Genomic DNA, 23,903 nt, shown 5'->3' with positions numbered 1-23,903 from the left:
GGCTTAGATGTGGATGCCGCACTCGGTTTTGCCCATGCCACGCCAGCGACCTGCCCGTTCGTCTTCCCCTTCGGCTACAGGGGTAGTGAGGGGTTCATCGCCAATGCTGGCATAGCCGCGATCGTGGAGGGGATTGTAAATTACTCCGTGCTCCATCACGTAGGCCCATGTTTGTTTGCGTGTCCAAGCAGCGAGGGGATTAATTTTCAGACGACCCTGCTTGTCCAGTTCCACGTAGGGCATATTGGCGCGGGTAACCGCCTGATCCCGACGCCGTCCCGTAATCCAAGCCACCGTATTGAGTTCTGCTAAGCCCCGTTGCAGTGGTTCAATTTTAGTGAGATGGTGAAACTGCTCAACATTGGTTTCCCAAAGCTTGTCGCCATAGCGAGCAGCAAAGGCCTCACGACTGTCCACATCGGGGGTTTTGTAGGTGCGCAAATCCAGACCATATTTTTCCTTGGCCTGCTGCACAAATTCAAGGGTTTCTGGAAAGTGATGCAGCGTATCCAAAAAGAGAACAGGCACCGGCGGATTGGGGCGTAGATCACGGTAGAGCAAATCCGTAATCATCATGTCATCGACATTAAAGGCACTGGTCTGCACCAGCCCTTGGGGAATTTCAGCCACTGCCCACGCTAGAATTTCACGGGGATGTGCCCCCTCAAAGCGTTGGTTCAGGGCATCGAGGTCAAAGCTTACGGATGCAGCCATAGGAGGTTTTAGCACGGTTTTAGAAAGCATTCTTTAGCTTACCAAAGAATTGGGTCTAAAGCCCCGCCCTGCGACTCGCGATCGCCCCCCTGCCAACAATTTCTCCAACTTTGACACTAGCGAGGCATTGGGTACCCTTCAATCCAAGTCATGCCAGCATTTTTGGAAGTCGCATTATAAGACCACGTTTGCGGGCTGGAGGTCAACACTGCATACCGCCCCGGCGCTACCACAATTTCGGGTTGCACGACCCAATAGTAGCGATTTTCCAGCCGTGCAGGCCATGTGCCCACCACTTGCCGCGTTTCCACATTTCAGAGCATCACTTGTCCAGCAGGGGCACCCCGACCACCGTTCCAGTGATTGGAATAGCCATATAACTCTATTATGACTTTTGGCCTTGGCACTGCCTCTGTGCGAGTTCGCTCTGCCAACAACCGTGCTGCTGTCGGCATTTTTGCTTCGGGTAACACAGTGAGTTGCATCAGCGCTAGGCTCAATGGCAATGTCTCAAGTGACCCCAATTCATTCAGATAGACCCGATGCAGGTGATGACTATTCACCAACACCTCATAGGGTTCAAAGGACACCTGTTCCACTTGACGATGGGGATAGAAGCAAAAATTTTTTCAGGTTGCCAGTGTAACCGTTTGCCAAGACACGCCCGCCTTCATCGCACTCAACACGCCAATGGCCTCGGCATAGGACTGGCAAGGGATTGTCTCTATCCCCAAATCGACAGCTGTAACATTGAGGGTTGTGGTATTGTTAGTCACCGTTAGGATGGGGACGCCCTGTTGAGCCAAGGCCAGAATTCCCCGTCCACCAAGGGCAGTGGCGGGTACAATCACCGCATTCACCTCCTGTCGCCACAGCGCCTGCGGGGCAGTCGGGCTATAGCGGGGAGCACGACTCAACCCCACCAACACGGACGGCAAAAAGGTATAACCAATTTCTTCGGCAAGGGCACGGGGGTGCACAGTCTCCTCTAGGGGCAATGGTTGCAGGGCGGGGGCATGGGCTGCCGGAAGCTGAAAGTGCTGGACAACCAAATGACTAATCACCGCTTCTGCCCCGGCGAGGGGATCGACACCTTGGCCACTGCGATAGTGGTGCAATGCGTCTGTGCCCGGATCATCCGGAAAGCGGGTCACAATTGCGATCGCCTCTGCCTGAGCCACTTGAATCAGCTTTTCTGCCGCCCGCAATAAACTAGCGGGGTTCGCCAGAGTCCCCCAGGTTGCCCCCGAGGCAGCGGTTTGCAACTGCACGCCCAAAGGTTCATCTGTAATCACAGGTTCAGTCATCATTAGACCCAAGGTGGCAGAACAGGCCGCCGCTGCTTGACGATGGCGCAGTTGGAGATCCGCTTCAATCGCTGCATCCAGTAACAGGCCAATGCGATTTGGACGCGGTGGCAGCAATCCCCAACGGCCAACCGCAAATTCATCAAGGGCATAGCCTTCCACATACCAAACATTGGGCAGCGGCCAATAGAGCATCGCCCCATTGAGAACGTTAGGATGGGTAATCAGGCGATCGCACACCTGCGCCAAAGCACGAACAACTGGAATCGCATCACCCGCATAGCCACCAATGGCAGCCCCAATGCCCGTTGGAATGATCAGAACGGCCGTCAGCACGTCAGCGACTAGCCTGAGTAGGGAGGGGAGCCGGCTGCACGGCCACGGTCACCGTTTGACCCCTACGGCGCACTTCCAGTTCCATGGTGCGACCAATGCCTGTGCTTTCCACCATTTGCTGCACTTGATCCGCTTTGGTGATGTTTTGGCCATTGATACGACGGATCACATCGCCGGGTTGCAGACCCGCGCGGGCGGCTGGCGAGTTAGGCAGGACTTGAAAAATCAAAACTCCCGAACTTTCTTGGACGCGGACGGGACTATTGGGATTAGCGTTGAGACGTTGCTGCACCTCAGGGGTGAGATTGGCCATGCGAATACCCAAGAAGGGGTGATCGACACGACCGTTGGCAATCAGTTGGTTGGCAATTCGTTGAGCCGTGTTGATGGGAATGGCAAATCCCAAGCCCTGGGCACCACCAATAATCGCGGTATTCATGCCAATGACTTCTCCCCGTTGATTCAACAGGGGGCCACCAGAGTTGCCAGGGTTAATGGCCGCATCGGTTTGAATGAAGCCCACCCGCTTATCGGGCACGCCAATATCACCGCTGGAACGTCCCGTCGCACTAATGATGCCCGCAGTCACCGTATTATCGAGACCCAAGGGATTGCCGATGGCGATCGCCCACTCACCGGGACGTAAATGATCAGAATTGCCAAGGCGCACCACCGGTAAATTGTTGGCATTCACCTTGACTACGGCCACATCCGTCAGACGGTCTTGACCCAAAACCTGCCCCTCAAACGTGCGGCCATCCTTGAGGGTTACTCGCACCCGGTTAGCACCATCCACTACATGGGCATTGGTGAGGATCAAGCCATCACTGCTAATGATAAAGCCAGACCCAAGACCCCGCTCCTCGCGGCTGCGGGGGGGCATCATTGGCCCAAAAAATTCCTGAAAGAAAGGGTCATTAAAGATGGCGGGCACACGGGTCTGCACCGTACGGGAAGCATCAATCCGCACCACCGCCGGGCCGACTTGCTCAACAGCACGGGCAATAAAGTTAATGTCATTTCCCGCTGGTAGCGGTGCCGGTAACTGCGCCAAGCTGGGGGTCACCAAGGGCGATGACGCTGGCATTAGGTGGGTGGCAAACATTGCAGCGGCTGCCCCCAATGCCATTAACGACAGATAAGTGACCGATTTACCAAGACGCACTGTCATAGGTGATTGCCCTTTTGCTGACACTGGTTCTTGAAAGTAGACGGCAATTGAGGGAAGCAAGTTCCGACTTCTAGTCTACCACTTCAGGAGGTTGAATTTCTCCATGTCAACAGTGTCACGGTTGCGATAGATGGCCAAAATAATGGCTAAACCCACGGCTGCTTCGGCGGCTGCTACCGTAATCACAAACACGGCAAAGACTTGCCCTTTGATTTGCTGGCCATCCAGATAGTTGGCAAACCCAATCAAGTTGAGGTTGACAGCATTCAAAAGCAACTCAATGGACATGAGCACACGCACAGCATTGCGACTGGTGACAAGGCCATAGATGCCAATACAAAACAGCAGTGCTGCCAAGATCAAAACATAGGTTAACTGCATCGTCTTCCCCTATTTTTCAGACAAGGCTACAGGTTCACGGGGACGTTCCGGCAACTCCAAGGGGGGTACCACCTCTTCCCCTAAGATGGGTTCAGGTTCCAAGACCAGTTCGCGCCGTGCAAGCACCACTGCCCCAATCAAGGCCATTAACAGCAAGACCGAGGCCAACTCAAAGGGCAGAAGAAAGGCACTAAAAAAGTGCTGGCCAATGGTTGTGATACTGTCAGTCGTGGGCGGCAGGGAACTGAGCTGCCAAGGAGTTTGCAAAATCATTTTTGTCAGCAGGGCAAAGACGCCAAGGGAGACTACTGCGGCACCCCCCTGACGCAGCCAACGCCCCGGCACTGGGGTATAGGCCTCACGCTTATTGACGAGCATGATGGCAAAGAGGATGAGAACGTTCACCGCGCCGACATAGATGAGAATTTGTGCCGCTGAGACAAAGTCAGCATTCATGAGGATATACAGCCCAGAGATGCTCAGGAACACGCCCCCCAGCAAGAAGGCGGAATAGACAACATTGTTCAGGAGCACAACGCCAAGGGCAGCAACAATCACTGCAGCGGCAAGGGCAAAGAAGGTAATCGTTTGGGTCAGGGTGGCTAAGTCCACAGCAACAACTCCTAGTTCTCAGATGATTCAGCAGTGTTGGCGATCGCTTCTGGACGCTCTCCCGCCCGTTGGGCACCCGCAGGCAAATCATGGCCAGACATTACCCCCGCCGGCAGGTAGGCAAACTCGCGGATCGGGGTCACCATCGGATCTTGGGTCACTTTATAGGGAATGCGTCCCATTGCCACACTGTCGTAGTTCAGCTCATGGCGATCGTAGGTGGCCAGTTCGTACTCCTCTGTTACTGAAAGGCAATTGGTGGGGCAGTATTCCACACAGTTGGCACAGAAGATGCACACACCAAAGTCAATGCTGTAGTGCTTCAGTTCTTTCTTCTTGATCTCTTTGTTGAAGACCCAATCCACCACCGGCAGGTTAATCGGGCAGACGCGCACGCACACTTCACAGGCAATGCACTTGTCAAACTCAAAGTGAATCCGTCCCCGAAACCGTTCCGACGGAATGAGTTTTTCGTAGGGATATTGCACCGTCACCGGCCGCCGCCGCATGTGATCAAAGGTCACGGAGAGGCCTTGACCAATGTACTTAGCGGACTGCACTGCCTCTTTGGCATAGTTGGTAATCTGATGGAGGAATTTCATGGTGTCACCTCATGGAAATGGGGAGTTTCTTAACCGCCAAAGGCTACGGGAAAGGCGAGCTTCAAGCCAGCGGTCAGCAGCAAGTTCACTAGACCCACGGGTAATAGGAATTTCCAACCAAGGTCTAGGAGTTGGTCAATGCGCACACGGGGCACAGTCCAGCGCAGCAGAATCGCCAAAAAGACAAAGAAGTAGGCCTTAATCAGGGTCATCGTGATGCCCAGCACCGCAAAGGCAATCTGCAAAAAGGGATTGCTCTCACTCACCCCAAGAAGATTAGCAATGGTTTCTAGGGGAATGGGAAAGCTCCAACCCCCAAAGTAAAGAACACTGACCAAGAGTGCCGAAAGCACAAGATTAACGTAGGCACCGAGGTAAAAGAGGGCAAACTTCATGCCAGCGTACTCTGTTTGGTAACCAGCCACGAGTTCTTCCTCGGCTTCCGGCAAATCAAAGGGGAGGCGCTCACACTCTGCCAGAGCTGCAATCCAAAAGATCAAAAAGCCGATGGGCTGCCGCCAGACATTCCAAGTGAGGATGCCATACTCCGACTGCTGCTCGACAATTTCCACCGTACCCAAGCCATTGGACATCATGGCCACTGCCAACACCGCCAAGGCAAGGGGAATTTCATAGCTAATGGATTGTGCCGCTGCCCGCAGTCCCCCCAGTAGGGAGTATTTGTTGTTGGAGGCATAGCCCGACATCAGCAGGCCAATGGGCGCAATACTGGAGAGGGCAATCCAGAGAAAGACCCCCATCGCCAAGTTGGAGATCAGTAGGTTTTGGCCAAAGGGGACAATAATATAGGACAAAAAGACAGGAATCACGACCACCGCCGGCCCAAGGGTAAACAGCCAGCGATCGGTATTCGCGGGGAGAACATCTTCCTTAAAAATCAGTTTTAGGCCGTCGGCTAAGGGTGCCAAAATCCCCAATGGACCAATGTATTCCGGGCCAATACGCTGTTGCACAGCGGCAGAAATTTTCCGTTCTAGCCAAACGGCCACCAGTACGCCCACGGTGGCCACAATGAGCATCATTAACATTGGCAGGGGTAACCATAGCAACTTGGCCAGATCATGGGAGAGGCCAAGGGATTCCAATGCACGAATAAACTGCCCCTGTAAGTCAATACCAGATTCCATAGCGATTCGATCGCGCCCCACCTACAGACACGCTCTACAGTATAAGGGTTTTATTTCCGTTACGAAGATAGATCTGGGGCAAATTTTTATCACCACAAGTATTACAGATGTTTATAGTTTACACCTCGTGTCTTTGGGTCTCAGATGCCAGTAGGATCAAGGGAGAGAGCCAATTTTGCAGGAGAACAGGGTGGCGATCGCAATCCAAAATGCGGTGATTTGTACCCCAGAGGGAGAACTGCGACAACAACAGGTACGCCTTGAGGGCGATCGCATCACCGAAGTCGCAGAAACTGTCACCATCCACCCAGAGGATACGGTTATTGATGCTACCGGTCTCACTCTCTTGCCCGGTGTGATCGACCCCCAAGTCCATTTTCGTGAACCGGGCTTAGAGCACAAAGAGGATCTATTTACTGCCAGTTGTGCCTGTGCCAAGGGGGGGGTCACCAGTTTTTTAGAAATGCCCAATACTCGGCCACTGACCATTGATCAGGCCACCCTCGACGATAAACTCACCCGTGCTGCCGCCAAATGTGTTGTTAATTATGGCTTTTTCATTGGCGCCACTAAGGATAACCTTGCCGTTCTCAACACCGTTCACCCCATCTGTGGCATCAAGATTTTCATGGGGTCAATGCACGGCCCCCTTTTGGTGGATGAGGAGCCAATTTTAGACCGTATCTTTAGTGAGGGCAAACGCCTCATTGCTGTCCATGCCGAAGATCAAGGGCGAATCCGTGCCCGTTGCGAACAATTTGCTGGCATTAGCGATGTGGCCGTACACTCGCAAATTCAAGACGAGATTGCTGCCCTCAACGCCACCCAGTTAGCAGTGAAGCTCTCCCGTAAATACGAACGCCGCCTGCACATTCTCCATCTGTCTACAGGAATTGAAGTGGACTTTCTGCGCGAGCACAAGCTTCCTTGGATAACGGTGGAAGTTACCCCCCAGCACCTATTGCTGACCACAGAGGCCTATGCCAACATTGGCTCCCTTGCCCAAATGAACCCGCCCCTACGCACCGCAGGAGATAATGAAAAACTCTGGCAGGGACTATTGGATGGGGTGATTGACTTTATTGCCACCGATCATGCTCCCCACACCCTAGAGGAAAAGGCGCAGCCCTATCCCCAAAGCCCTTCGGGTATGCCGGGGGTGGAAACCTCTTTGCCCCTGATGTTGACTCAAGCAATGGCCGGTCGCTGTACGGTGCCCCAAGTGGTGCGTTGGATGTCCACTGCCGTTGCTGCGGCCTACGACATTCCCAATAAAGGCAAAATTGCCCCCGGTTACGATGCGGATCTGGTGCTCGTGGATTTGCAGACCTATCGCCCAGTGCGCCGCGGGGAACTGCTCACCAAGTGCGGCTGGAGTCCCTTTGAGGGCTGGTCATTGACGGGGTGGCCAGTTTACACCTTTGTCAATGGTGAGATTGTTTTTAGCCAAGGGCGGGTGAATACCGACGTGCGTGGCCGCCCCCTTCAATTTGGCAGCTAACGGGGAGCGATCGCGAACTGGAATGAGACATTACTGGGTTCCTATGAACTCGTGCTAATCTGAGGCAAAGGAATAGCGTAACTCTATTTAGGCAACACAATGCGTATTCTGGTTACTGGCGGTGCTGGGTTTATTGGTTCCCATCTAGTTGATCGGCTGATGGAAGCGGGTCATGAGGTCATTTGCTTAGATAACTACTTCACTGGTACAAAGCGCAACATTCTGCGCTGGATGGGTCACCCCAATTTTGAACTGATCCGCCATGATGTCACCGATCCGATTCGCCTTGAGGTGGATCAAATCTATCACTTGGCTTGCCCCGCCTCGCCAGTTCACTACCAGTACAACCCCGTCAAAACGATTAAAACCAATGTCATGGGTACCCTCCACATGCTGGGGTTGGCCAAACGTGTAAAGGCGCGGTTTCTCCTTGCTTCCACCTCAGAAGTCTATGGTGACCCGCTGGTGCATCCCCAATCTGAGTCCTACTGGGGGAATGTCAACCCCATTGGTATCCGCTCCTGTTACGACGAAGGCAAGCGGGTGGCAGAGACCCTCACCTTTGACTACCACCGCCAAAACAATGTGGATGTGCGGGTGGCACGGATTTTTAATACCTATGGCCCCAAAATGCAAGTCAACGATGGCCGCGTAGTCAGCAATTTTATTGTTCAAGCCTTGCAGGGCATTCCCCTCACCGTTTATGGCGACGGCTCCCAAACCCGCAGTTTTTGCTATGTCAGCGACTTGGTGGAAGGGTTAATTCGGCTGATGAATAGCGATCACATTGGCCCTGTGAATCTGGGCAACCCTGATGAATACACCGTGCTGGAGCTAGCCCAAAAAATCCAAGCCCTGATTAATCCGGGGGTGGAAATTCAGTTTAAGCCCCTGCCCAGTGATGACCCCCAGCGCCGTCGTCCTGACATTACCCTTGCTCGCACGGTGTTGGGCTGGCAACCGACCGTCCCCCTCCTCGAGGGATTACAGCGCACAATTCCTGACTTTGCCGAGCGACTAGGCGTGCCCTATACGCCTATGATGGTGGAAGTTTAGGGAGGCCACAGGGAATGCGGGTATGTGTGATTGGCACCGGTTATGTGGGCTTGGTGACGGGAGTGTGCTTGGCACATATCGGCCATGAGGTGATTTGCATTGACAACAACATTGATAAAGTTAAGCTGCTGCAACAGGGGGAATCCCCCATTTATGAACCCGGTCTGACGGAGTTACTCCGTGGGTGCATTGCCAGTGGCCACATTCGCTTCAGTAGTGATCTTGGCGCTGGGGTGGAGTTTGGTGACGTGCTCTTTATCGCCGTCGGTACACCCGCCTTACCCAATGGTGAAACCGATACCCGCTATGTGGAAGCGGTTGCCCGCGGTATTGGTGCCCATTTGCATTTGGGGTACAAAGTCATTGTCAACAAATCCACAGTGCCGATTGGCTCAGGAGACTGGGTGCGAATGATTATTCTCGATGGTGTGGTGGAGCGCGAACCGGATCTAGCGGATGCCATTAAAGGGGGGGCGACCCATCCGCCGTTGGATTTTGATGTGGTCAGCAACCCTGAATTTCTGCGGGAAGGTTCAGCGGTCTATGACACGTTTAATCCCGATCGCATTGTCTTGGGTAGTAGTAGCCGCAAAGCGATTCAAATCATGCAGGAACTCTATGCGCCGATCATTGAACGTAAGTATGCGGCTGATCCCACCTTGCCCCCCGTGCCGGTGTTGGTGACGGATCTCAGTTCGGCGGAAATGATTAAGTACGCTGCCAATGCTTTTTTGGCCACTAAAATCAGCTTTATCAACGAAATTGCCAATATTTGCGATCGCGTGGGGGCGGATGTGGTTCAAGTGGCCAAGGGGATTGGCCTAGATTCCCGCATTGGCGAGAAATTTCTGCAAGCGGGCTTGGGCTGGGGTGGTTCCTGTTTTCCCAAGGATGTTTCGGCGCTCATCCACACGGCGGAAGACTACGGCTACGATGCCCAGTTGCTCAAAGCAGCCGTTCAAGTCAACCAGCGGCAACGCTTTATTGTCATTGAAAAACTACAACAGGTGCTAAAAATCCTCAAAGGTAAAACCATTGGCCTTTTGGGGTTAACGTTTAAGCCCAACACCGATGATCTGCGGGATGCCCCTGCCCTGAATTTGATCGAGGAACTGTATCGCTTGGGTGCCAAGGTCAAGGCCTATGACCCCCTCGTGTCCCAGTCGGGTCTGCGATCGGGTCTCTCCCATGTGATTGTGGAAACGGATCTGCTGCACCTTGCCGATGGCTGTGATGCTTTGGTGCTGGTGACCGACTGGCCACAGTTCCAAGAGGTGGATTATGGGGAACTGGCCAAGGTGATGCACCAACCCGTGATCATTGATGGCCGCAACTTCTTGGATCGCAAGAGGCTAGAGTCACTCGGCTTCCGCTATGTGGGGATTGGCCATTAAGCATGGAACCGCCCAGCCTGATCTATGAGCAAGCCTACTGGCAACAGGGCTATTGTCGCGTGGTCGGTGTGGATGAGGTGGGTCGGGGTTGTTTGGCGGGGCCAGTGGTGGCAGCAGCCGTAATTTTACCAGTAGACTGTGTGCCTCTTCCAGAGGTGCGCGACTCCAAACAGTTGAGTGCCCGCCAGCGATCGCGCCTCTTTGGGCAGATTTATAACCAAGCGATCGCCATTGGCATTGGTAGTGCCAGTGTGGCGGAAATTGATCAGGTGAATATCCTGCAAGCCACCTATCGAGCCATGGCGCGTGCCCTAGCGCGGGTTGCCCCTTGGGATCATGCCCTGATTGACGGCAAATTAACAAAAACAGCGCCCTTTGAAAAGGTAACGGCCATTATCGGGGGCGATCGCCACAGCTATAGTATTGCCTGTGCCTCGATTATTGCCAAGGTACGGCGCGATCGCTTCATGGCACGCTTAGCTCGGCGTTATCCCCAGTATGGCTGGGAACGCAATGTGGGCTACGGCACCCCCCAACACCGTCAAGCCCTTGATCAGTACGGCCTGACCCCTTGGCATCGGCGATCGTTCTTGAAATCCTTGCTTCATACCGACTTACACTTGTGTAATGCCATCACAGGACATTGACGCTCATCCCGCTAACGCTAGGCGTATAGCAGGAGATTCCCCGTTCACAGAGTCTTGACTAGATGACCCGAAAGTCATCCCCGCCAGAACCTCTCCAGGGGCATTTTCAAGACGGTGCGCCCCACCGCCTATCAATCGATTCCGCAACACGAATGCAGCGGCAATATCCCTAGGCATTGAACAGCCACAGGGGCACTCATGCCAACGGATTGATAGCGTTTTGCGGACTGCTTCGCCACAGTTGGGACACTCTTGAGAGGTGCCCGCTGCTTTCTCCTTGACAACCACCTTGCCACGCTTGCAGGCCACCCAAGGCAACACCGAGTTCAGGAATGGCCCATGACCCGCATCCAGCATGTGCTTGCCCAGCGTCCCACGACTGAGGCCAATCAGATTCAAATCCTCCACCACAATCACATCAGCCCCGTCGCAAAGTTGGTGGGCAACCTTGAAGTGACAGTCCCTGCGGGTGCGGGCAATCTGTTCATGCAGCTTCGCCACCTTGCGTTGAATCTTCTTCCAGTTGGCTGACCCAATCTGTTTCCGCTTCAGTCTGCGTTGCAGCAATTGAAGCTTGCGTTGCATCTCTACGAAAAACCTAGGCCGTGCTAGTTGAAGTCCGTCCGAGGTGGAGAGAAAGTATTCCAAGCCAACATCGAGGCCAACCACCCGCTTCAAGACTTGCTGCAATGCTTGGGCGTTAACCGACGCTAAATCAGGGTTGGTCTGCTTTGCTTGGGTGAATCGTTGACACTGCACGTTGAAGCTGGGGTAGGGGGCATCCGCTGGGATGATGTACTCGCTAGGCACAGAGCAGGCATTGACTGGACATTTGCGCGAAGCAATCTAGTCTTTGCGCTCCCTCAGCGCATCATTTCAAACTTGGCGACACACGTCTAGATCGTAGTCGATCTGCTTAGCCTGCTGCTGGGTTAGTTTTAGCCTGTACTCGTACGTCAGGGTGAGCATGAGTGGACTATAGCTATTAGTCGCGCCCGATGTTCGGTGCTAGCTCAATATGTCCAGCAAGAAGCTGAGATTGAGTGACTGCTCCCTATGGTCGCCTATCACCTCACTACCACCTAACCGCTTTGCGGTATAGGCGGAGCACTGCGGCGAATTTTGGTAGGCTGAAGAAGAATGGCAAAGTATGACGTTTTGTTGAGGATTCCATGCGGGTTTCCCTTCGCTGGCTACGGGAATTAGTGGCTGTTGATCTCGATGTGATGACTTTGGCCGATCGCCTGACGATGGCGGGGTTTGAAGTCGAAGAAATTGAAGATCGGCGCACATGGGCGGAAGGGGTTGTGGTGGGTCATATTTTGGCCTGTGAACCCCATCCCAATGCCCAAAAATTACGGGTCTGCCAAGTGGATGTGGGTCAAGGGGAACCCCGCACGATTGTCTGTGGGGCACCCAATGCCGCCGCAGGCTTGTATGTACCTGTGGCACTACCGGGGGCATATCTGGCCAAAATTGATCTGAAAATTCGACCGGCAAAACTGCGGGGCGTGAAATCTGAGGGGATGATTTGCTCCCTTGCTGAGTTGGGGCTAACCAAAGCGTCTGAGGGCATTCACACATTCGCTGATGCAGTAACCGTCGGGGAAGATGTACGTCCTCTCCTCGGCTTGGATGATGTGATTTTGCACCTGACCTCAACTGCCAACCGTGCGGATGCCCTGAGTATGGTAGGCATTGCCCGTGAAGTGGCCGCACTTACTGGTGCTCCCCTGACGCTACCCGCCCCAAAGGCGATCGCCCCCAAAAAGTCCCGTGCTAAGGTACCTGTACAGCTGGCGATCGCCGACTCCCAAGCCTGCCCTGCCTACTGTGGCACACTGATCACCAATGTCCAGATTGCCCCTTCGCCCCATTGGCTCCAGCAACGCTTAGAGGCTGCCGGTTTGCGTGCCATCAATAATGTGGTGGATATCACCAACTACATCCTGCTGAAGTGGGGTCAGCCCCTCCATGCCTTTGATTGGGATCGGTTGCAAGGGGTTGCTACCCAAACCCCAGTGAGTGTCGGCGTGCGTTTTGCCAAGGCCGGGGAAACCCTGAAAACCCTCGATGGTGAGCAGCGGGTGCTGAGTGCCGACAATCTCCTGATTACCGCCGGGGATGTGCCCGTTGCCCTTGCCGGAGTAATGGGGGGCGAAGAGACTGAAGTTTACGAGGGTACGCAGAATGTCTTCCTTGAGGCGGCACTCTTTGCCAGTCCAGTGATTCGGCGATCGGCTCGCGCCCAAGGATTACGCACGGAAGCTTCGGCTCGCTATGAACGGGGGGTGAACCCCGCAGAACTAGAGGCGGCCACCGCTGAAGCGATCGCCCTATTGACTGAAGTGGCTCAAGGGACAGTGACCTACACTACACTAGCGGATCAGCGTCCGCCCCTTGAGCGCACCCTCACCCTGCGGCTGGAACAAGTGCACCGGCTGTTGGGGGCCGTGGTTGCTGACGAAGCGGAGAGCGAGGAAGTCGCCTATTTGGACGCAGAGACCGTTGAAGAGCTACTCAGCCGCCTTGGCTTTCACCTCAGCCGTCAAGAAACCTTTGAGGACGAGTTAGTGGTGTGGTCGGTGACGGTGCCCCCTTACCGCTTCCGGGATATTGAGCGAGAGGTGGATCTGATTGAGGAGATTGCGCGGCTCTACGGTTACGACCGCTTTGAGGAAACCTTGCCCGCTCAATCGGAATTGGGAGCACTACCGCTGGAACTCACCCTACTGCGGGAGCTACGGGCGGCCTTTCGCGGGGTGGGTCTGACGGAATTGATGCACTATTCTTGGGTAAAAGGTGGTCAGCCCAACCAAGTGACCGTCGTGAATCCGCTAGTGGCGGAGTTTTCCTCGCTGCGTACGGATCTAATTACGGGTCTCGTCCAAGCCTTCCGCTACAACCAAGAACAGGGGAATCCGCCCCTCAATGGTTTTGAAATTGGCCGTGTTTTTGGTCAAGATGAAGAGGGTCTCTGGGAAAGCGATCGCCTTGGGGGCATCATCGGTGGCGATCCGTGGCAGGGGAAATGGGTACGCCGCTCACAGCAAGCCCAACCCCTCACATGGTATGAAGCCAAGGGGATTCTCGAGAGTGTCTTTCAGCGGTTTGGTTTGCATGTGGAATATCAGAGCGATCGCCAAGACGAACGCTTGCATCCGGGGCGGACGGCGGCCCTTTGTTTGAATGGAGAACGGCTCGGTATTTTTGGCCAGTTACACCCGCAGTATGCGGCGACCCTCGACCTGCCGGCGGCGGTGTATGTCTTTGAACTGGATCTGGAGGTATTCCTGAGCCGCCTTGAGGAACGCTATCGCCAGATTATCTTTCAGCCCTTTTCAACTTATCCCGCCAGCGATCGCGACCTCGCCTTTTTTGCGCCGGCGGATCTCACTGTGGCAGAACTCAGCCGCACCATTTGGAAAGCTGCAGGCGGGCGCGACTCCCTCCTTGAGAGTGTCGAGGTTTTTGATGAGTACAGTGGCACTGGTGTTCCCGAAGGGCAGCGCAGTTTGGCCTTTCGCCTCACCTACCGCGCCAGCGATCGCACCCTCACCGAGGCCGAGGTGAATGAATTACATCAGCGCATTCGCGACAGCCTTGTGGAAAAATACGCCGTGACCCTCCGTAGCTAAGAAAAAACCATGAACACAGTATTGACGACCGATTGGCAGCACCTTGCCGATTTAGCCCTTGCCGATGAATGCCTCAGCCGCGATCAAGCGCGGGCGGTGTTACAAGCCGCGGATACTGAACTCCTGAATCAACTGGCGGCCGCCTATCGGGTGCGCTACCACTACTGGGGGAATCGGGTACGGCTGCACTATCTGCTCAATGCCCAAAGTGGTCTCTGTCCAGAGGATTGCCACTACTGCTCACAATCAAAAATCTCCACGGCTGAGATTGAAAAGTATCCCCTGCTCTCGCAGGAAAAAATTCTTGCTGCGGCCGATCGCGCTGCCCAACTCAAGGCCGGTACCTTTTGCATGGTCATTTCCGGGCGATCGCCCAATGAGAAGGTCTTTGAGCAGGTACTTGCTGCTATTCGGGCAGTTAAGGAGCGCTATCCCCTGAAAATCTGTGCCTGCTTGGGCTTACTCACCGCTGAGCAAACGGCACGGCTAGCGGCAGCAGGCGTTGATCGCGTCAATCACAACCTAAATACCTCGGAAAACTTCCACGGCGAAATTTGCACCACTCACACCTTTAGCGATCGCGACCAGACCTTGGCCAATATCCAAGCCGCTGGAATTACAACTTGCTCTGGCGGTATTTTGGGTATGGGGGAATCCGATGACGATGTCATTGATCTTGCCCTTTCCCTGCGGCAGCGTCAGGTGACCAGTGTACCAGTGAATTTTCTGATTCCCATTCCGGGGACACCCCTTGGGACACAGCACAACCTCAATCCGCGCCACTGTTTACGCATCTTGGTGCTGTTTCGCCTATTATTGCCGCGTCAGGAGATTCGCATTGCCGGTGGCCGTGAAGTACACCTGCGATCGCTGCAACCCCTTGGCCTCTATGCTGCCAACTCCATTTTTGTCGGCGATTATCTAACGACCCCCGGCCAAGCCCCCCACCAAGACTGGCAAATGATTGCCGATGCTGGCTTTGTTCTTGAAGACCCCGAAGGGCGGGCGATCGCCCCATAACATAATGGGCTACCCATCGCTAAACTAGGGATTGGCGGCGCTACTGTTGCGGAGTCTCCGATGGGCATTTTTGGTGGCCTTTTGCTAATTGCGGCGATTGCCCTCTTTTTTGTACAGCGCCACTATCGCCTGAAGCTGCGTAGTCTTAAGCTAGCCACGCCATCCACCACGGCGGATCTCCATCAGCTCCAACAGCAGGTGGCGCAGGAAATTGGCGGTGGCAACCTACGGGAATATGTGAAGGTCTCTGGTCAGATTGTTGTCGATCAGCCCCTGATCTCGGAGTTAAAGCAGGTGCCCTGCGTCCATTACCGCATGTGTGTCAGCCGCGAGTATGAAGAACAGGTGCGCGAAACCGATAGCGAAGGCCGCACCCGCTGGCGCACTGAACGCCGCTCCGACACGATTAGCAGCAATAGCCAAACCATTCCCTTCCGCGTGCGCGATCGCTACGGCGAGATTGAAGTGGATCCGCGGGGGGCTGATATGGAAACAGTCCAAGTCCTCGATGAATTTCGACCCGCCAATAACACTGCCCGCCTTGGCTTTGGCAGCTTCCAAGTAAACGTGGGCAGCCTCACCTTTGGCAGTGGCAATACCATTGGTTATCGCTATCAGGAATGGATCACGCCAGTGGATCGGCAGGTGTTGGTCGTGGGCACCGCCAGTGATCAAACGGGCACGCTACGCATTGAACGTCCCACCGTCAAGGGACAAAAGTTCTTTGTCTCCCTGAAATCAGAAGACAGCCTGAGTCAAGACACCAGTAATGCCGTACTCTATTCAACCATTGGCGCTGCCGCCTGTGGTGGGTTGGGGATTTTGTTAATCTTGGTGGGGCTGCTGTAGGAGTTCACTGAGGGCTAGCCAGTCTTCCAAGCTAAGGGCTTCGGCGCGGCTATTGACATCTCGCCCCAACTGAAGCAGCGCTTGGCGCACTTGATCGGGTTCGACAAGGGACTTGAGGGCATTGGCCAGCATCTTACGGCGAGTGGCAAACCCCTGTTTCAGCAACGTTTCTAACCATTGGGGCGATCGCACCCTTGGCAGTGTCGCGTGGGGTCGCAGACAGATCACCACAGAATCCACCTTAGGCGGCGGCTGAAAGGCGCGGGGGGGCACTGCACAGACCGGCTCACAGGTGGCCAGAAATTGCACCCGTACGGAGAGGGCACCGTAGGCCTTGCTACCGGGGGTGGCCATCAGGCGATCGCCAATTTCTTTTTGCACCAGTAGAATCAACCGCTCAAAGGCCGGGCGACGCGGTCGGGCAATACTGCCAAGCAGATGCCCCAGTAACGGCCCTGTGATGTTGTAGGGGATATTGGCCACCACTTTGTGGCAGTTCAAGGGGGCTAAATCAACCTTGAGAATATCCCCCTCAATCAACTGAAATCGATCCCCGCTGAACCGCTGCCGCAACTTACTGCACAGATTCCGATCCAGTTCAACGGCCACCACCTCAGCACCACTGGCTAGAAGAGGGCGAGTGAGGGCACCCCGACCGGGACCAATTTCTAGGATGCGATCGCCCGCGTGCAGTTCAGCCGCTGCAATGATCTGAGCTAAAACCGATTCACTACGCAGCCAATGCTGGCCAAACCGTTTGCGGGCACGAATCACCTAGCGCGGCCCCAAGCCCACCGTGGGCGCATAGACTGCCTGATCCCCTAGTTCCGCTTCAATGCGTAACAGGCGATTGTACTTGGCAACCCGTTCACTGCGGCAGAGGGAACCGGTTTTAATTTGACCCGCACGGGTAGCTACAGCCAAATCCGCAATCGTGGTATCTTCGGTTTCGCCAGAGCGGTGGCTAATCACCGAGCGGTAGCCCTTGCGAGTCGCCAGATCAATGGTTTGCAGCGTTTCTGTCAAGGAACCAATCTGATTGAGTTTAATCAAGATGGCATTGGCCACGCCATTGTCAATCCCCCGTTGTAAGCGTTTGGGATTGGTGACAAACAAGTCATCCCCCACGAGTTGAATACGACTGCCAAGGGTTTCGGTCAAGAGTGCCCAGTGATCCCAGTCCTCCTCCTGCAAGCCGTCCTCAATCGAGACAATGGGATAGTTGCTCACCAATTCTTCATAGTAGCGAATTAACTCAGAGCCAGTGCGGCTGGCATTATCAAAAACATATTTGCCGTCTTCATAAAATTCATTGGCGGCGACATCGAGGGCAAGGGCAACGTCAGTGCCGGGGGTGTAACCTGCGGTTTCAATCGCCTGAAGTAAAATATCCAAGGCCGCTTGGTTGGAGTCGAGGTTAGGCGCAAAGCCCCCTTCATCCCCCACCCCGGTCAGTAACCCCTTATCAGCTAGCACTTTACTCAGAGCGGCAAAAACCTCTGCCCCCCAGCGCAGTCCCTCCCGAAAACTAGGGGCACCAATGGGCATGATCATGAATTCCTGAAAGTCAATGTTGTTGGCGGCATGGGCACCCCCGTTGATCACATTCATCATCGGCACGGGGAGGACATTGGCCAGAGGCCCCCCCAAATAGCGGTAGAGGGGTTGACCGAGATATTCTGCGGCTGCTTTGGCCGTGGCAAGGGAAACCGCAAGAATGGCATTGGCGCCAAGGTTGGATTTGTTCTCACTGCCATCCAGTTCCAAGAGGCACTGGTCAATCACTGTCTGATCAAGGGCGTTGAGATCCACAAGGGCACTGAGAATCGTGGTTTCAATGTTTTCCACCGCTGTGAGGACACCTTTGCCACCATAGCGCTTGGGATCGCCGTCCCGCAGTTCATGGGCTTCAAAACTCCCCGTTGAGGCACCACTAGGAACCTGCGCCAGTCCAACAATGCCACAATCCAGTTCAACTTCTGCTTCTACCGTGGGGCGCCCCCGCGAGTCGAGAATTTCGCGGGCACGAATCGTTGCGATCGCCGTATCCATCATCTGCTTGTTCCTCAATATGCAGCTAGATTGTACGATAGATGCCCGATAAAACTGAAATGGCTTAAGGATGACCTAAGCTATAAAGTGTCCTGTATTGCATTGCCTTTCTTGTCTGAGACTGGTTTAATTTGACTCAATTTTGGTGTCTATCATCCACAATTGGGGGAAAACGATTACTAAGACTTTTAGCCAGCTTCACTTGCCCGACCATTCGTAGGAATCCATTATGACCACTATTGCCCGAAGTCGTTCCCCGCAGTCTGAAGTACCCACCCACCCTATCACCACAGAGACCGTTCACTATCAAGTTGTGCATTGGATTAGGGGTCGCTTTCGGATTCGCATTCCGCGCTTGGGCTTTGATGCTGAATATGGGGCACGGCTGCTCTACATTGTGGGCAGTTTACCCGCGGTGACAACGGCACGCATTAACCCCCCTGCCCGCTCCCTGGTGGTGGAATATAATCCCAAGCTCTTTGGGGAAGCCCTAGCAACGATTCAAGGGCAAATTTTTGAGTCGATTCAAGTGGCGGCCAATCCAGATCTTCCCGCCCTAAGTACTGAGAAGGCCACCCCTGCGGCGGAAGCTCACGAAATTAACTATTGGGAACGCTTGGGCTTACCGGCTCTGGGCTTGGGGTTGAGTGTGGCCTCCCTGATGGGGGTACCGATTCCCGGCTATGTGATTGCCAGTGTGGTGATTGCCGGGGCAATGCCGGTGTTTCGGCGAGCATGGGAAGCGATTCAAGAGGAGAAACAGTTAACGATTGACTTCCTCGATGGCTTGGCAATTTCCCTCCACACCATGCAAGGGCACTATTTTGCCCCCTCCTTTATGCTGGGTCTGATTGAGGGGGGGGAAGTGATCCGCGACCTCACGGCACGGGGATCGGAGCGCGCCAACCTTGATTTGCTGGATTGCCTCGGCAAAACCGCCTTTGTGGAACGGGACGGGGTTGAGGTTGAAGTTGAAGTGAAAGACCTTGTCGAGGGCGATCGCGTGGTTGTCTATCCAGGGGATCAAATTCCCGTTGACGGCATCATCCTGCGGGGTACAGGTCTCATTGATCAGTGCAAACTCACGGGTGAATCGGTGCCGGTAACGCGCAGCGAGGGAATGGAGGTTTTTGCGTCAACGCTGCTGGTCGAGGGGCAACTGGTGATCTTAGCGGAGCGAGTAGGCAACAATACCCGTGCAGGTGTGATTGTGAACTTAATGCAGTCGGCACCGGTGCATGACACGCGCATTGAAAACTATGCTGCCATGGTGGCCAACCAAGCCGTCATTCCAACCTTGGCCATTGGCACAGGTGTTGGCTTACTCTCAGGGGATCTCAATCGGGCGATCGCCCTGCTGACCCTTGACCTCGGTACAGGGATTCGCGTCTCGGTGCCTACCACGATTTTGTCGGCGCTCACCTATGCAGCCCAACATGGCGTTCTCATTCGCAGTGGCCGGGCGATTGAAAAACTGGCGCAAATTGACACGATTGTCTTTGATAAAACGGGCACCCTGACCCAAGGTCATGCTGGCGTGACGGATATTAAAGTCATGGATCCGCGCTTCAGTGCCGATGACATTCTCAGTATGGCCGCTAGTGCCGAGCAGGGACTCACCCACCCTGTGGCTGAAGCCATTGTCCGCCATGCTCGCGAAACCCATCAGCCCCTCTTTGACTGTGAAGACTGGGAATACCGCGTTGGCCTCGGTGTGGCCACAAAAGTGCGGGGTGTGGATCTGCGGGTGGGCAGCCGCCGCATGATGGAGCAGGAAAACATTTGCCTGATTGATCTCAATGAACGTTTCCCCGATCTCGATTCTGGGCGGGCGTCAATTGTCTATGTGGCCGGGGATGGGCGTTTGATTGGGGTGATTCTCTACAGTGACCCAATCCGCAATGAAAGTCCTGAAGTCATCCGTGAACTCAAGGGGGCAGGCATTACTCCCCATATGCTGACGGGTGACATTGGCCGCGTTGCCCGTGCGGTGGCCAAAGACTTAGGCATTGCCCCTGAGCATATCTACGCCGAAGCCTTCCCGGAAAAGAAAGTGGAGGTGGTGCGTGCCCTCCATGACAGCGGTAAAGTCGTGGCTTTCTGTGGCGATGGTATCAATGACTCTGCCGCTCTTGCCTATGCCGATGTCTCTATTTCCTTTGCCGGGGCAACCGATATTGCCCGTGAAACCGCCGATGTGGTGCTCATGGAGGATGACTTGCGGGGATTGACCCTTGCGATTCGGATTGCCAAGCAGGCGATGGAAATTGTCTGGCAAAATACAGCGATCGTGGCCATTCCTAATATTGGTGCGCTGCTGTCGGGGGTCTTCTTTGCCCTTGACCCGATTTTGGCGGTGGTTATTAACAACGGCACAGCCATCTTAGCGGAGTTGAATGGATTGCGCCCCTTGGCGGGTCCCGGTGGCTCGTTGCCCTTACCGCCCGTCAAAGACACACAGGAATTTCTTGCCGAATGGGAAGCCACCCATCCCGATCATCCGGTGCAGCATATTCCACCCAAAATGACTGGCTCTCAGGCTGAGCCTTCGCGGTTGGCTGGATAAGCAAGGGCGGCCAATTCACGGCGGCTGAGGGGGCGAACGGCTCTGGGGCGAAGATTGCCGAGGTGAACTGGGCCGATCGCGATCCGTTGCAAGGCAACAACAGGATAACCCAGCTGATCGGCCACACGGCGAATCTGGCGGTTGCGACCTTCGTGCAGGATGATTTCCAAGAGGGAGCGATCGCCCTCGGTGCGCAGGAGCTTAACGGCTGCGGGTAGTGTCATCACCCCGTCCAAGGGAACGCCCTCTCGCCAGTGTTGCAAGACCCCTTCCGTAGGCTGTCCCTGCACCCAAACGCGGTAGGTTTTGGGGATGTGATGGCGGGGATGACTGAGATAGTAGGTAAACGCCCCATCATTGGTGAGCAGCAGGGCACCGCTAGAGTCGGCATCTAAGCGACCCACAGGATGAAGACCGGCCACCTGCTGATACCTAGGCGGCAAAAGATCCAAAACGGTGGTGCGCCCTTGGGGATCGTGACAGGTACAGAGAACCCCCTTGGGCTTATGGAGCAGCAGGTAGAGCCGTTGGGGTGGGCGGGGTGGGTTCAGGGGTTGTCCTTTGTATTCAATGCGATCGCGCGTGGGATCCACTTTGTCCCCCAATTTTGCCCGCTGACCATTCACGAAGACCTGACCACTGCGGATGAGTATTTCTGCATGGCGTCGCGAGGCCACTCCCCAATGGGCAAGGACTTTTTGTAATCGCTCAGTTGTCATAGGGGGTATAGTTGCTTTCTAGGATGTGGTGGCACTTTTGAGGGAAATCTCTATAGACCAATCGTTGCCACAGAGTTGCCAATCCCCGAGCAGAATTGGTAGAAAAGAACTGTCCAATCCTTGCCTAATTATCTGCCGTGAGGAGTTCTATGAAATTTCTTTACAAACTCGCCGCCTTAGGGTTAATTTTAGTGGGCTTTTCGACAACGCTGGTTGCCTGTGGTGGTGGCGGCGGTGGTACCGATAACCAAACGCCAACCGAGTCCCCCAGTCCGCAAACACCAGGGCAGTAGTTCCTTTTAGCTTTTAGCGATATTGTCTATTCTTAATGATACTGAAGCTAGGGGTAGCCGTCAGGGTTGCCCCCTTCTAATGGGAAATTGGCATTCTCCAGCAGGCGATCCAGTTATCCAAGGGAGCTTTCTAACTGATACTGCTGCCAAAGGGATTGATATAACCCCCCTGCTGCCACCAGTTCATCATGGGTACCCTGTTGAACAATGCGCCCTTGATCCATGACCAGAATGCGATCGCAGGTTGCCGCTGCCGACAATTGATGGGAAATAAAGAGCACCGTGCGTGTGCGCCGTTGTTCCCGCAGCACTTGCAAAATTTGGCTAGCCGTTTGGTTATCAACACTGGCCAAGGCATCATCGAGGACTAAAATCGGCGCATCCACCAGTAGGGCACGGGCTAAGGCGGTTCGTTGACGCTGTCCCCCAGAGAGGGTAATGCCCCGCTCGCCCACAAGGGTGTCGTACTGCTTAGGAAAGTTGAGGATCTCATTGTGAATTTGGGCTTGGCTGGCGGCGGCAATCACCTTTAGCTCCGTGGCATCGGGTTCGCCGTAGCGAATGTTGTTTTTGATTGTAGTGCTAAAGAGAAAGCTTTCTTGGGGCACGTAGGCGATCGCCCCCCGCAGATCAGCAAGGCGCAGCTGCGTAATGTCGATGCCATCCAGAAAAATCTGATTCGGGGCAATCTCCAAGAGTCGAGGCAGGGCACTGGCCAGTGTGGATTTGCCGCAGCCAATGGGGCCAACGATCGCCACCATTTCCCCTGCTTGAATTTCAAAACTAAGTTGATTGAGGGCAGGGGTGCGGCGATTGGGATATGTAAAAGTTAGATTCTGACAACGCAGGTGTCCCTGAACGCGATCGCGGGGTAAAGCAATGGCATCTGGGGCATCGGTAATGCGGGGTTCCACGCTCAAGATGGCTTCAATCCGGTCAATGCTCACTTCCCCCCGTTGGTAGGTGGTAATCGTAAAGCCCAAGAGTGCCGTCGGGAAAATCAGCCGCTCAATGTACAGCAGTAGGGCAATAAAATCCCCCACCTGAATTGTGTTGGCTGCAATCATGCGGCTGCCAAACCACAGCAAAATCAGCAAACTAAAGCTGACCATCCCCCCCAAGAGGGGAAAGAGAATGTTGCGAGTTTTAGCCAAGACCAAGTTATTGCGGAGTAAGTCTTGATTTAACTGGTCAAATTGGCGTTGTTCATTGGCTTCTTGGCTATAGATTTTAATCAGGGCAATGCCACTCATGTCCTCTTGAATGAGATCGCTGAGTTCCGCGAGGCTTTGTTGCACATCGAGCTGCTCTGCCCGCAGGCGATCGCTAAAGGTTTGGACAATAAAAAGAACCGCTGGATAAACGGCGATCGCCCCCAAGCTCAACCCCGGATGAATTGCCAGCATCACGGGCAGGGTCATACCGTAGGCAAACACGGTGTTCGCCGCACTCAAAAGGGCAAAACCCACCAGACGGCGAATATTATCCACATCACTGGTGGCACGGCTAATGAGATCCCCGGGGGTATTCTCCGCAAAGTAACTGGGTTCTAAACGCAGCAGATGTTCAAAGAGCCGTTGCTTGAGGTCAAATTCCACCAATCGCCCAGCCCCAAAGATCCACAGGCGCGAGGCCATGCGAATCAGCCACATCAGGGAGGCTAGGCCAATCAGCAGCAGGGCATAGAACACCACCCGCTGCAAGTCAAACTTAGCCTGCAATTCATCAACCGCAGTACCAATCAGCAGCGGCAAATAGGTGCCCAAAAGGTTGACGATAAAAAGCGCAACAATCCCCCCCCAAATTTTTGTTTGGTGAGGACGCAAATAGGCCAAGAGGCGACGAAAACGGCCAGAGCGGCCAGCCTTAGGAAGAGTAACCATATCCTCAACCTAAC

Annotated in this window: 23 protein-coding genes; 9 read left to right on the top strand and 14 right to left on the bottom strand. The window is 54.5% G+C overall.

Annotated elements, in window-relative coordinates:
* Positions 1 to 3 precede the first annotated feature (3 nt).
* From cysH to nuoH, 9 genes are all read right to left on the bottom strand, one after another.
* Positions 4 to 714 (bottom strand): phosphoadenosine phosphosulfate reductase, encoded by a 711-nt coding sequence (gene cysH, locus RHH27_RS02240; RefSeq protein ID WP_255521485.1) that lies wholly within the window; start codon positions 712 to 714, stop codon positions 4 to 6.
* 116 nt (positions 715 to 830) lie between these two features.
* Positions 831 to 1,025 carry a hypothetical protein gene (locus RHH27_RS02235; RefSeq protein ID WP_206200887.1) on the bottom strand — a complete coding sequence of 65 codons (195 nt, stop codon included), beginning with the start codon at positions 1,023 to 1,025 and terminating at the stop codon, positions 831 to 833.
* A 3-nt stretch (positions 1,026 to 1,028) separates the two neighbouring features.
* Positions 1,029 to 1,313: a DUF2887 domain-containing protein gene (locus RHH27_RS02230; protein WP_206200886.1), complete on the bottom strand. Its 285-nt coding sequence runs from the start codon at positions 1,311 to 1,313 to the stop codon at positions 1,029 to 1,031.
* Positions 1,314 to 1,343: 30 nt separating this feature from the next.
* Entirely contained in the window at positions 1,344 to 2,357 is a 1,014-nt protein-coding gene (locus RHH27_RS02225; RefSeq protein ID WP_302678731.1) for a DUF3326 domain-containing protein, read from the bottom strand.
* A gap of 1 nt (position 2,358) precedes the next feature.
* Complete coding sequence (locus tag RHH27_RS02220) at positions 2,359 to 3,528, bottom strand: HhoA/HhoB/HtrA family serine endopeptidase (RefSeq protein ID WP_206200884.1); 1,170 nt, start codon at positions 3,526 to 3,528, stop codon at positions 2,359 to 2,361.
* A gap of 75 nt (positions 3,529 to 3,603) precedes the next feature.
* On the bottom strand, positions 3,604 to 3,909 hold the full coding sequence (gene nuoK / locus RHH27_RS02215) for an NADH-quinone oxidoreductase subunit NuoK (protein WP_011056517.1): 306 nt from the start codon (positions 3,907 to 3,909) through the stop codon (positions 3,604 to 3,606).
* A 9-nt stretch (positions 3,910 to 3,918) separates the two neighbouring features.
* Entirely contained in the window at positions 3,919 to 4,521 is a 603-nt protein-coding gene (locus RHH27_RS02210; RefSeq protein WP_302678730.1) for an NADH-quinone oxidoreductase subunit J, read from the bottom strand.
* An 11-nt stretch (positions 4,522 to 4,532) separates the two neighbouring features.
* The gene (ndhI, locus tag RHH27_RS02205) at positions 4,533 to 5,123 is read right to left on the bottom strand and encodes an NAD(P)H-quinone oxidoreductase subunit I (RefSeq protein ID WP_302677203.1); all 591 of its coding nucleotides are present in this window, start codon (positions 5,121 to 5,123) and stop codon (positions 4,533 to 4,535) included.
* Between the two features lie 29 nt (positions 5,124 to 5,152).
* Positions 5,153 to 6,271 carry an NADH-quinone oxidoreductase subunit NuoH gene (gene nuoH, locus RHH27_RS02200; RefSeq protein WP_206200881.1) on the bottom strand — a complete coding sequence of 373 codons (1,119 nt, stop codon included), beginning with the start codon at positions 6,269 to 6,271 and terminating at the stop codon, positions 5,153 to 5,155.
* Between the two features lie 190 nt (positions 6,272 to 6,461).
* Between nuoH and RHH27_RS02195 the strand changes: the two genes are divergently transcribed.
* From RHH27_RS02195 to RHH27_RS02180, 4 genes are all read left to right on the top strand, one after another.
* The gene (locus tag RHH27_RS02195) at positions 6,462 to 7,772 is read left to right on the top strand and encodes a dihydroorotase (RefSeq protein WP_302678729.1); all 1,311 of its coding nucleotides are present in this window, start codon (positions 6,462 to 6,464) and stop codon (positions 7,770 to 7,772) included.
* Positions 7,773 to 7,871: 99 nt separating this feature from the next.
* Complete coding sequence (locus RHH27_RS02190; RefSeq protein WP_149820594.1) at positions 7,872 to 8,828, top strand: UDP-glucuronic acid decarboxylase family protein; 957 nt, start codon at positions 7,872 to 7,874, stop codon at positions 8,826 to 8,828.
* A gap of 14 nt (positions 8,829 to 8,842) precedes the next feature.
* Entirely contained in the window at positions 8,843 to 10,222 is a 1,380-nt protein-coding gene (locus RHH27_RS02185) for a UDP-glucose/GDP-mannose dehydrogenase family protein (RefSeq protein ID WP_302678728.1), read from the top strand.
* Positions 10,223 to 10,224: 2 nt separating this feature from the next.
* Entirely contained in the window at positions 10,225 to 10,869 is a 645-nt protein-coding gene (locus tag RHH27_RS02180; RefSeq protein ID WP_206200878.1) for a ribonuclease HII, read from the top strand.
* A gap of 3 nt (positions 10,870 to 10,872) precedes the next feature.
* Here RHH27_RS02180 and RHH27_RS02175 read toward each other — a convergent pair whose 3' ends face one another.
* Positions 10,873 to 11,679, bottom strand: a complete 807-nt coding sequence (locus RHH27_RS02175; protein WP_302678727.1) for a transposase — start codon at positions 11,677 to 11,679, stop codon at positions 10,873 to 10,875.
* Positions 11,680 to 12,041: 362 nt separating this feature from the next.
* Here RHH27_RS02175 and pheT point away from each other — a divergent pair, with 362 nt between their 5' ends.
* From pheT to RHH27_RS02160, 3 genes are read left to right on the top strand one after another with little or no spacing between them, the layout of a single operon-like run.
* Positions 12,042 to 14,507 carry a phenylalanine--tRNA ligase subunit beta gene (pheT, locus tag RHH27_RS02170; protein ID WP_302678726.1) on the top strand — a complete coding sequence of 822 codons (2,466 nt, stop codon included), beginning with the start codon at positions 12,042 to 12,044 and terminating at the stop codon, positions 14,505 to 14,507.
* 9 nt (positions 14,508 to 14,516) lie between these two features.
* Positions 14,517 to 15,527: a biotin synthase BioB gene (bioB, locus tag RHH27_RS02165; RefSeq protein ID WP_206200876.1), complete on the top strand. Its 1,011-nt coding sequence runs from the start codon at positions 14,517 to 14,519 to the stop codon at positions 15,525 to 15,527.
* A gap of 60 nt (positions 15,528 to 15,587) precedes the next feature.
* Positions 15,588 to 16,376 (top strand): E3 ubiquitin ligase family protein, encoded by a 789-nt coding sequence (locus tag RHH27_RS02160; RefSeq protein ID WP_302678725.1) that lies wholly within the window; start codon positions 15,588 to 15,590, stop codon positions 16,374 to 16,376.
* Here RHH27_RS02160 and rsmA read toward each other — a convergent pair.
* Together rsmA and eno are read right to left on the bottom strand one after the other, a co-directional pair.
* Entirely contained in the window at positions 16,353 to 17,147 is a 795-nt protein-coding gene (gene rsmA, locus RHH27_RS02155) for a 16S rRNA (adenine(1518)-N(6)/adenine(1519)-N(6))-dimethyltransferase RsmA (RefSeq protein WP_315862908.1), read from the bottom strand. The genes RHH27_RS02160 and rsmA overlap by 24 nt on opposite strands.
* A 3-nt stretch (positions 17,148 to 17,150) precedes the next feature.
* Positions 17,151 to 18,431 (bottom strand): phosphopyruvate hydratase, encoded by a 1,281-nt coding sequence (gene eno / locus RHH27_RS02150; RefSeq protein WP_206200874.1) that lies wholly within the window; start codon positions 18,429 to 18,431, stop codon positions 17,151 to 17,153.
* Positions 18,432 to 18,657: 226 nt separating this feature from the next.
* Between eno and RHH27_RS02145 the strand changes: the two genes are divergently transcribed.
* Complete coding sequence (locus RHH27_RS02145; RefSeq protein WP_206200873.1) at positions 18,658 to 20,994, top strand: heavy metal translocating P-type ATPase; 2,337 nt, start codon at positions 18,658 to 18,660, stop codon at positions 20,992 to 20,994.
* On the opposite strand, the gene RHH27_RS02140 is transcribed toward RHH27_RS02145, so the two are convergent.
* Complete coding sequence (locus RHH27_RS02140; protein WP_302677193.1) at positions 20,964 to 21,713, bottom strand: pseudouridine synthase; 750 nt, start codon at positions 21,711 to 21,713, stop codon at positions 20,964 to 20,966. The genes RHH27_RS02145 and RHH27_RS02140 overlap by 31 nt on opposite strands.
* 149 nt (positions 21,714 to 21,862) lie before the next feature.
* On the opposite strand from RHH27_RS02140, the gene RHH27_RS02135 reads away from it, so the two are divergent.
* The gene (locus RHH27_RS02135; RefSeq protein ID WP_206200871.1) at positions 21,863 to 22,006 is read left to right on the top strand and encodes a hypothetical protein; all 144 of its coding nucleotides are present in this window, start codon (positions 21,863 to 21,865) and stop codon (positions 22,004 to 22,006) included.
* 113 nt (positions 22,007 to 22,119) lie between these two features.
* On the opposite strand, the gene RHH27_RS02130 is transcribed toward RHH27_RS02135, so the two are convergent.
* Positions 22,120 to 23,889 carry an ABC transporter ATP-binding protein gene (locus tag RHH27_RS02130; protein ID WP_302678723.1) on the bottom strand — a complete coding sequence of 590 codons (1,770 nt, stop codon included), beginning with the start codon at positions 23,887 to 23,889 and terminating at the stop codon, positions 22,120 to 22,122.
* Positions 23,890 to 23,903: the final 14 nt, after the last annotated feature.

Source organism: Thermosynechococcus sp. PP555 (assembly GCF_031583225.1).
In the GTDB taxonomy this organism is placed as follows: Bacteria; Cyanobacteriota; Cyanobacteriia; order Thermosynechococcales; family Thermosynechococcaceae; genus Thermosynechococcus.
Note: the sequence above shows the minus strand (reverse complement) of the source record. Positions and strands in the feature narration are given on the sequence as shown.

Excerpts from the sequence above, each read along its gene's own strand:
- nuoK (WP_011056517.1), bottom strand. The coding sequence starts at position 3,909 with ATGCAGTTAACCTATGTTTTGATCTTGGCAGCACTGCTGTTTTGTATT.
- pheT (WP_302678726.1), top strand. The coding sequence starts at position 12,042 with ATGCGGGTTTCCCTTCGCTGGCTACGGGAATTAGTGGCTGTTGATCTC.
- bioB (WP_206200876.1), top strand. The coding sequence starts at position 14,517 with ATGAACACAGTATTGACGACCGATTGGCAGCACCTTGCCGATTTAGCC.
- RHH27_RS02185 (WP_302678728.1), top strand. The coding sequence starts at position 8,843 with ATGCGGGTATGTGTGATTGGCACCGGTTATGTGGGCTTGGTGACGGGA.
- cysH (WP_255521485.1), bottom strand. The coding sequence starts at position 714 with ATGGCTGCATCCGTAAGCTTTGACCTCGATGCCCTGAACCAACGCTTT.
- RHH27_RS02140 (WP_302677193.1), bottom strand. The coding sequence starts at position 21,713 with ATGACAACTGAGCGATTACAAAAAGTCCTTGCCCATTGGGGAGTGGCC.
- RHH27_RS02220 (WP_206200884.1), bottom strand. The coding sequence starts at position 3,528 with ATGACAGTGCGTCTTGGTAAATCGGTCACTTATCTGTCGTTAATGGCA.
- RHH27_RS02160 (WP_302678725.1), top strand. The coding sequence starts at position 15,588 with ATGGGCATTTTTGGTGGCCTTTTGCTAATTGCGGCGATTGCCCTCTTT.
- ndhI (WP_302677203.1), bottom strand. The coding sequence starts at position 5,123 with ATGAAATTCCTCCATCAGATTACCAACTATGCCAAAGAGGCAGTGCAG.
- RHH27_RS02145 (WP_206200873.1), top strand. The coding sequence starts at position 18,658 with ATGACCACTATTGCCCGAAGTCGTTCCCCGCAGTCTGAAGTACCCACC.
- eno (WP_206200874.1), bottom strand. The coding sequence starts at position 18,431 with ATGATGGATACGGCGATCGCAACGATTCGTGCCCGCGAAATTCTCGAC.
- nuoH (WP_206200881.1), bottom strand. The coding sequence starts at position 6,271 with ATGGAATCTGGTATTGACTTACAGGGGCAGTTTATTCGTGCATTGGAA.
- RHH27_RS02135 (WP_206200871.1), top strand. The coding sequence starts at position 21,863 with ATGAAATTTCTTTACAAACTCGCCGCCTTAGGGTTAATTTTAGTGGGC.
- RHH27_RS02180 (WP_206200878.1), top strand. The coding sequence starts at position 10,225 with ATGGAACCGCCCAGCCTGATCTATGAGCAAGCCTACTGGCAACAGGGC.
- RHH27_RS02130 (WP_302678723.1), bottom strand. The coding sequence starts at position 23,889 with ATGGTTACTCTTCCTAAGGCTGGCCGCTCTGGCCGTTTTCGTCGCCTC.
- RHH27_RS02190 (WP_149820594.1), top strand. The coding sequence starts at position 7,872 with ATGCGTATTCTGGTTACTGGCGGTGCTGGGTTTATTGGTTCCCATCTA.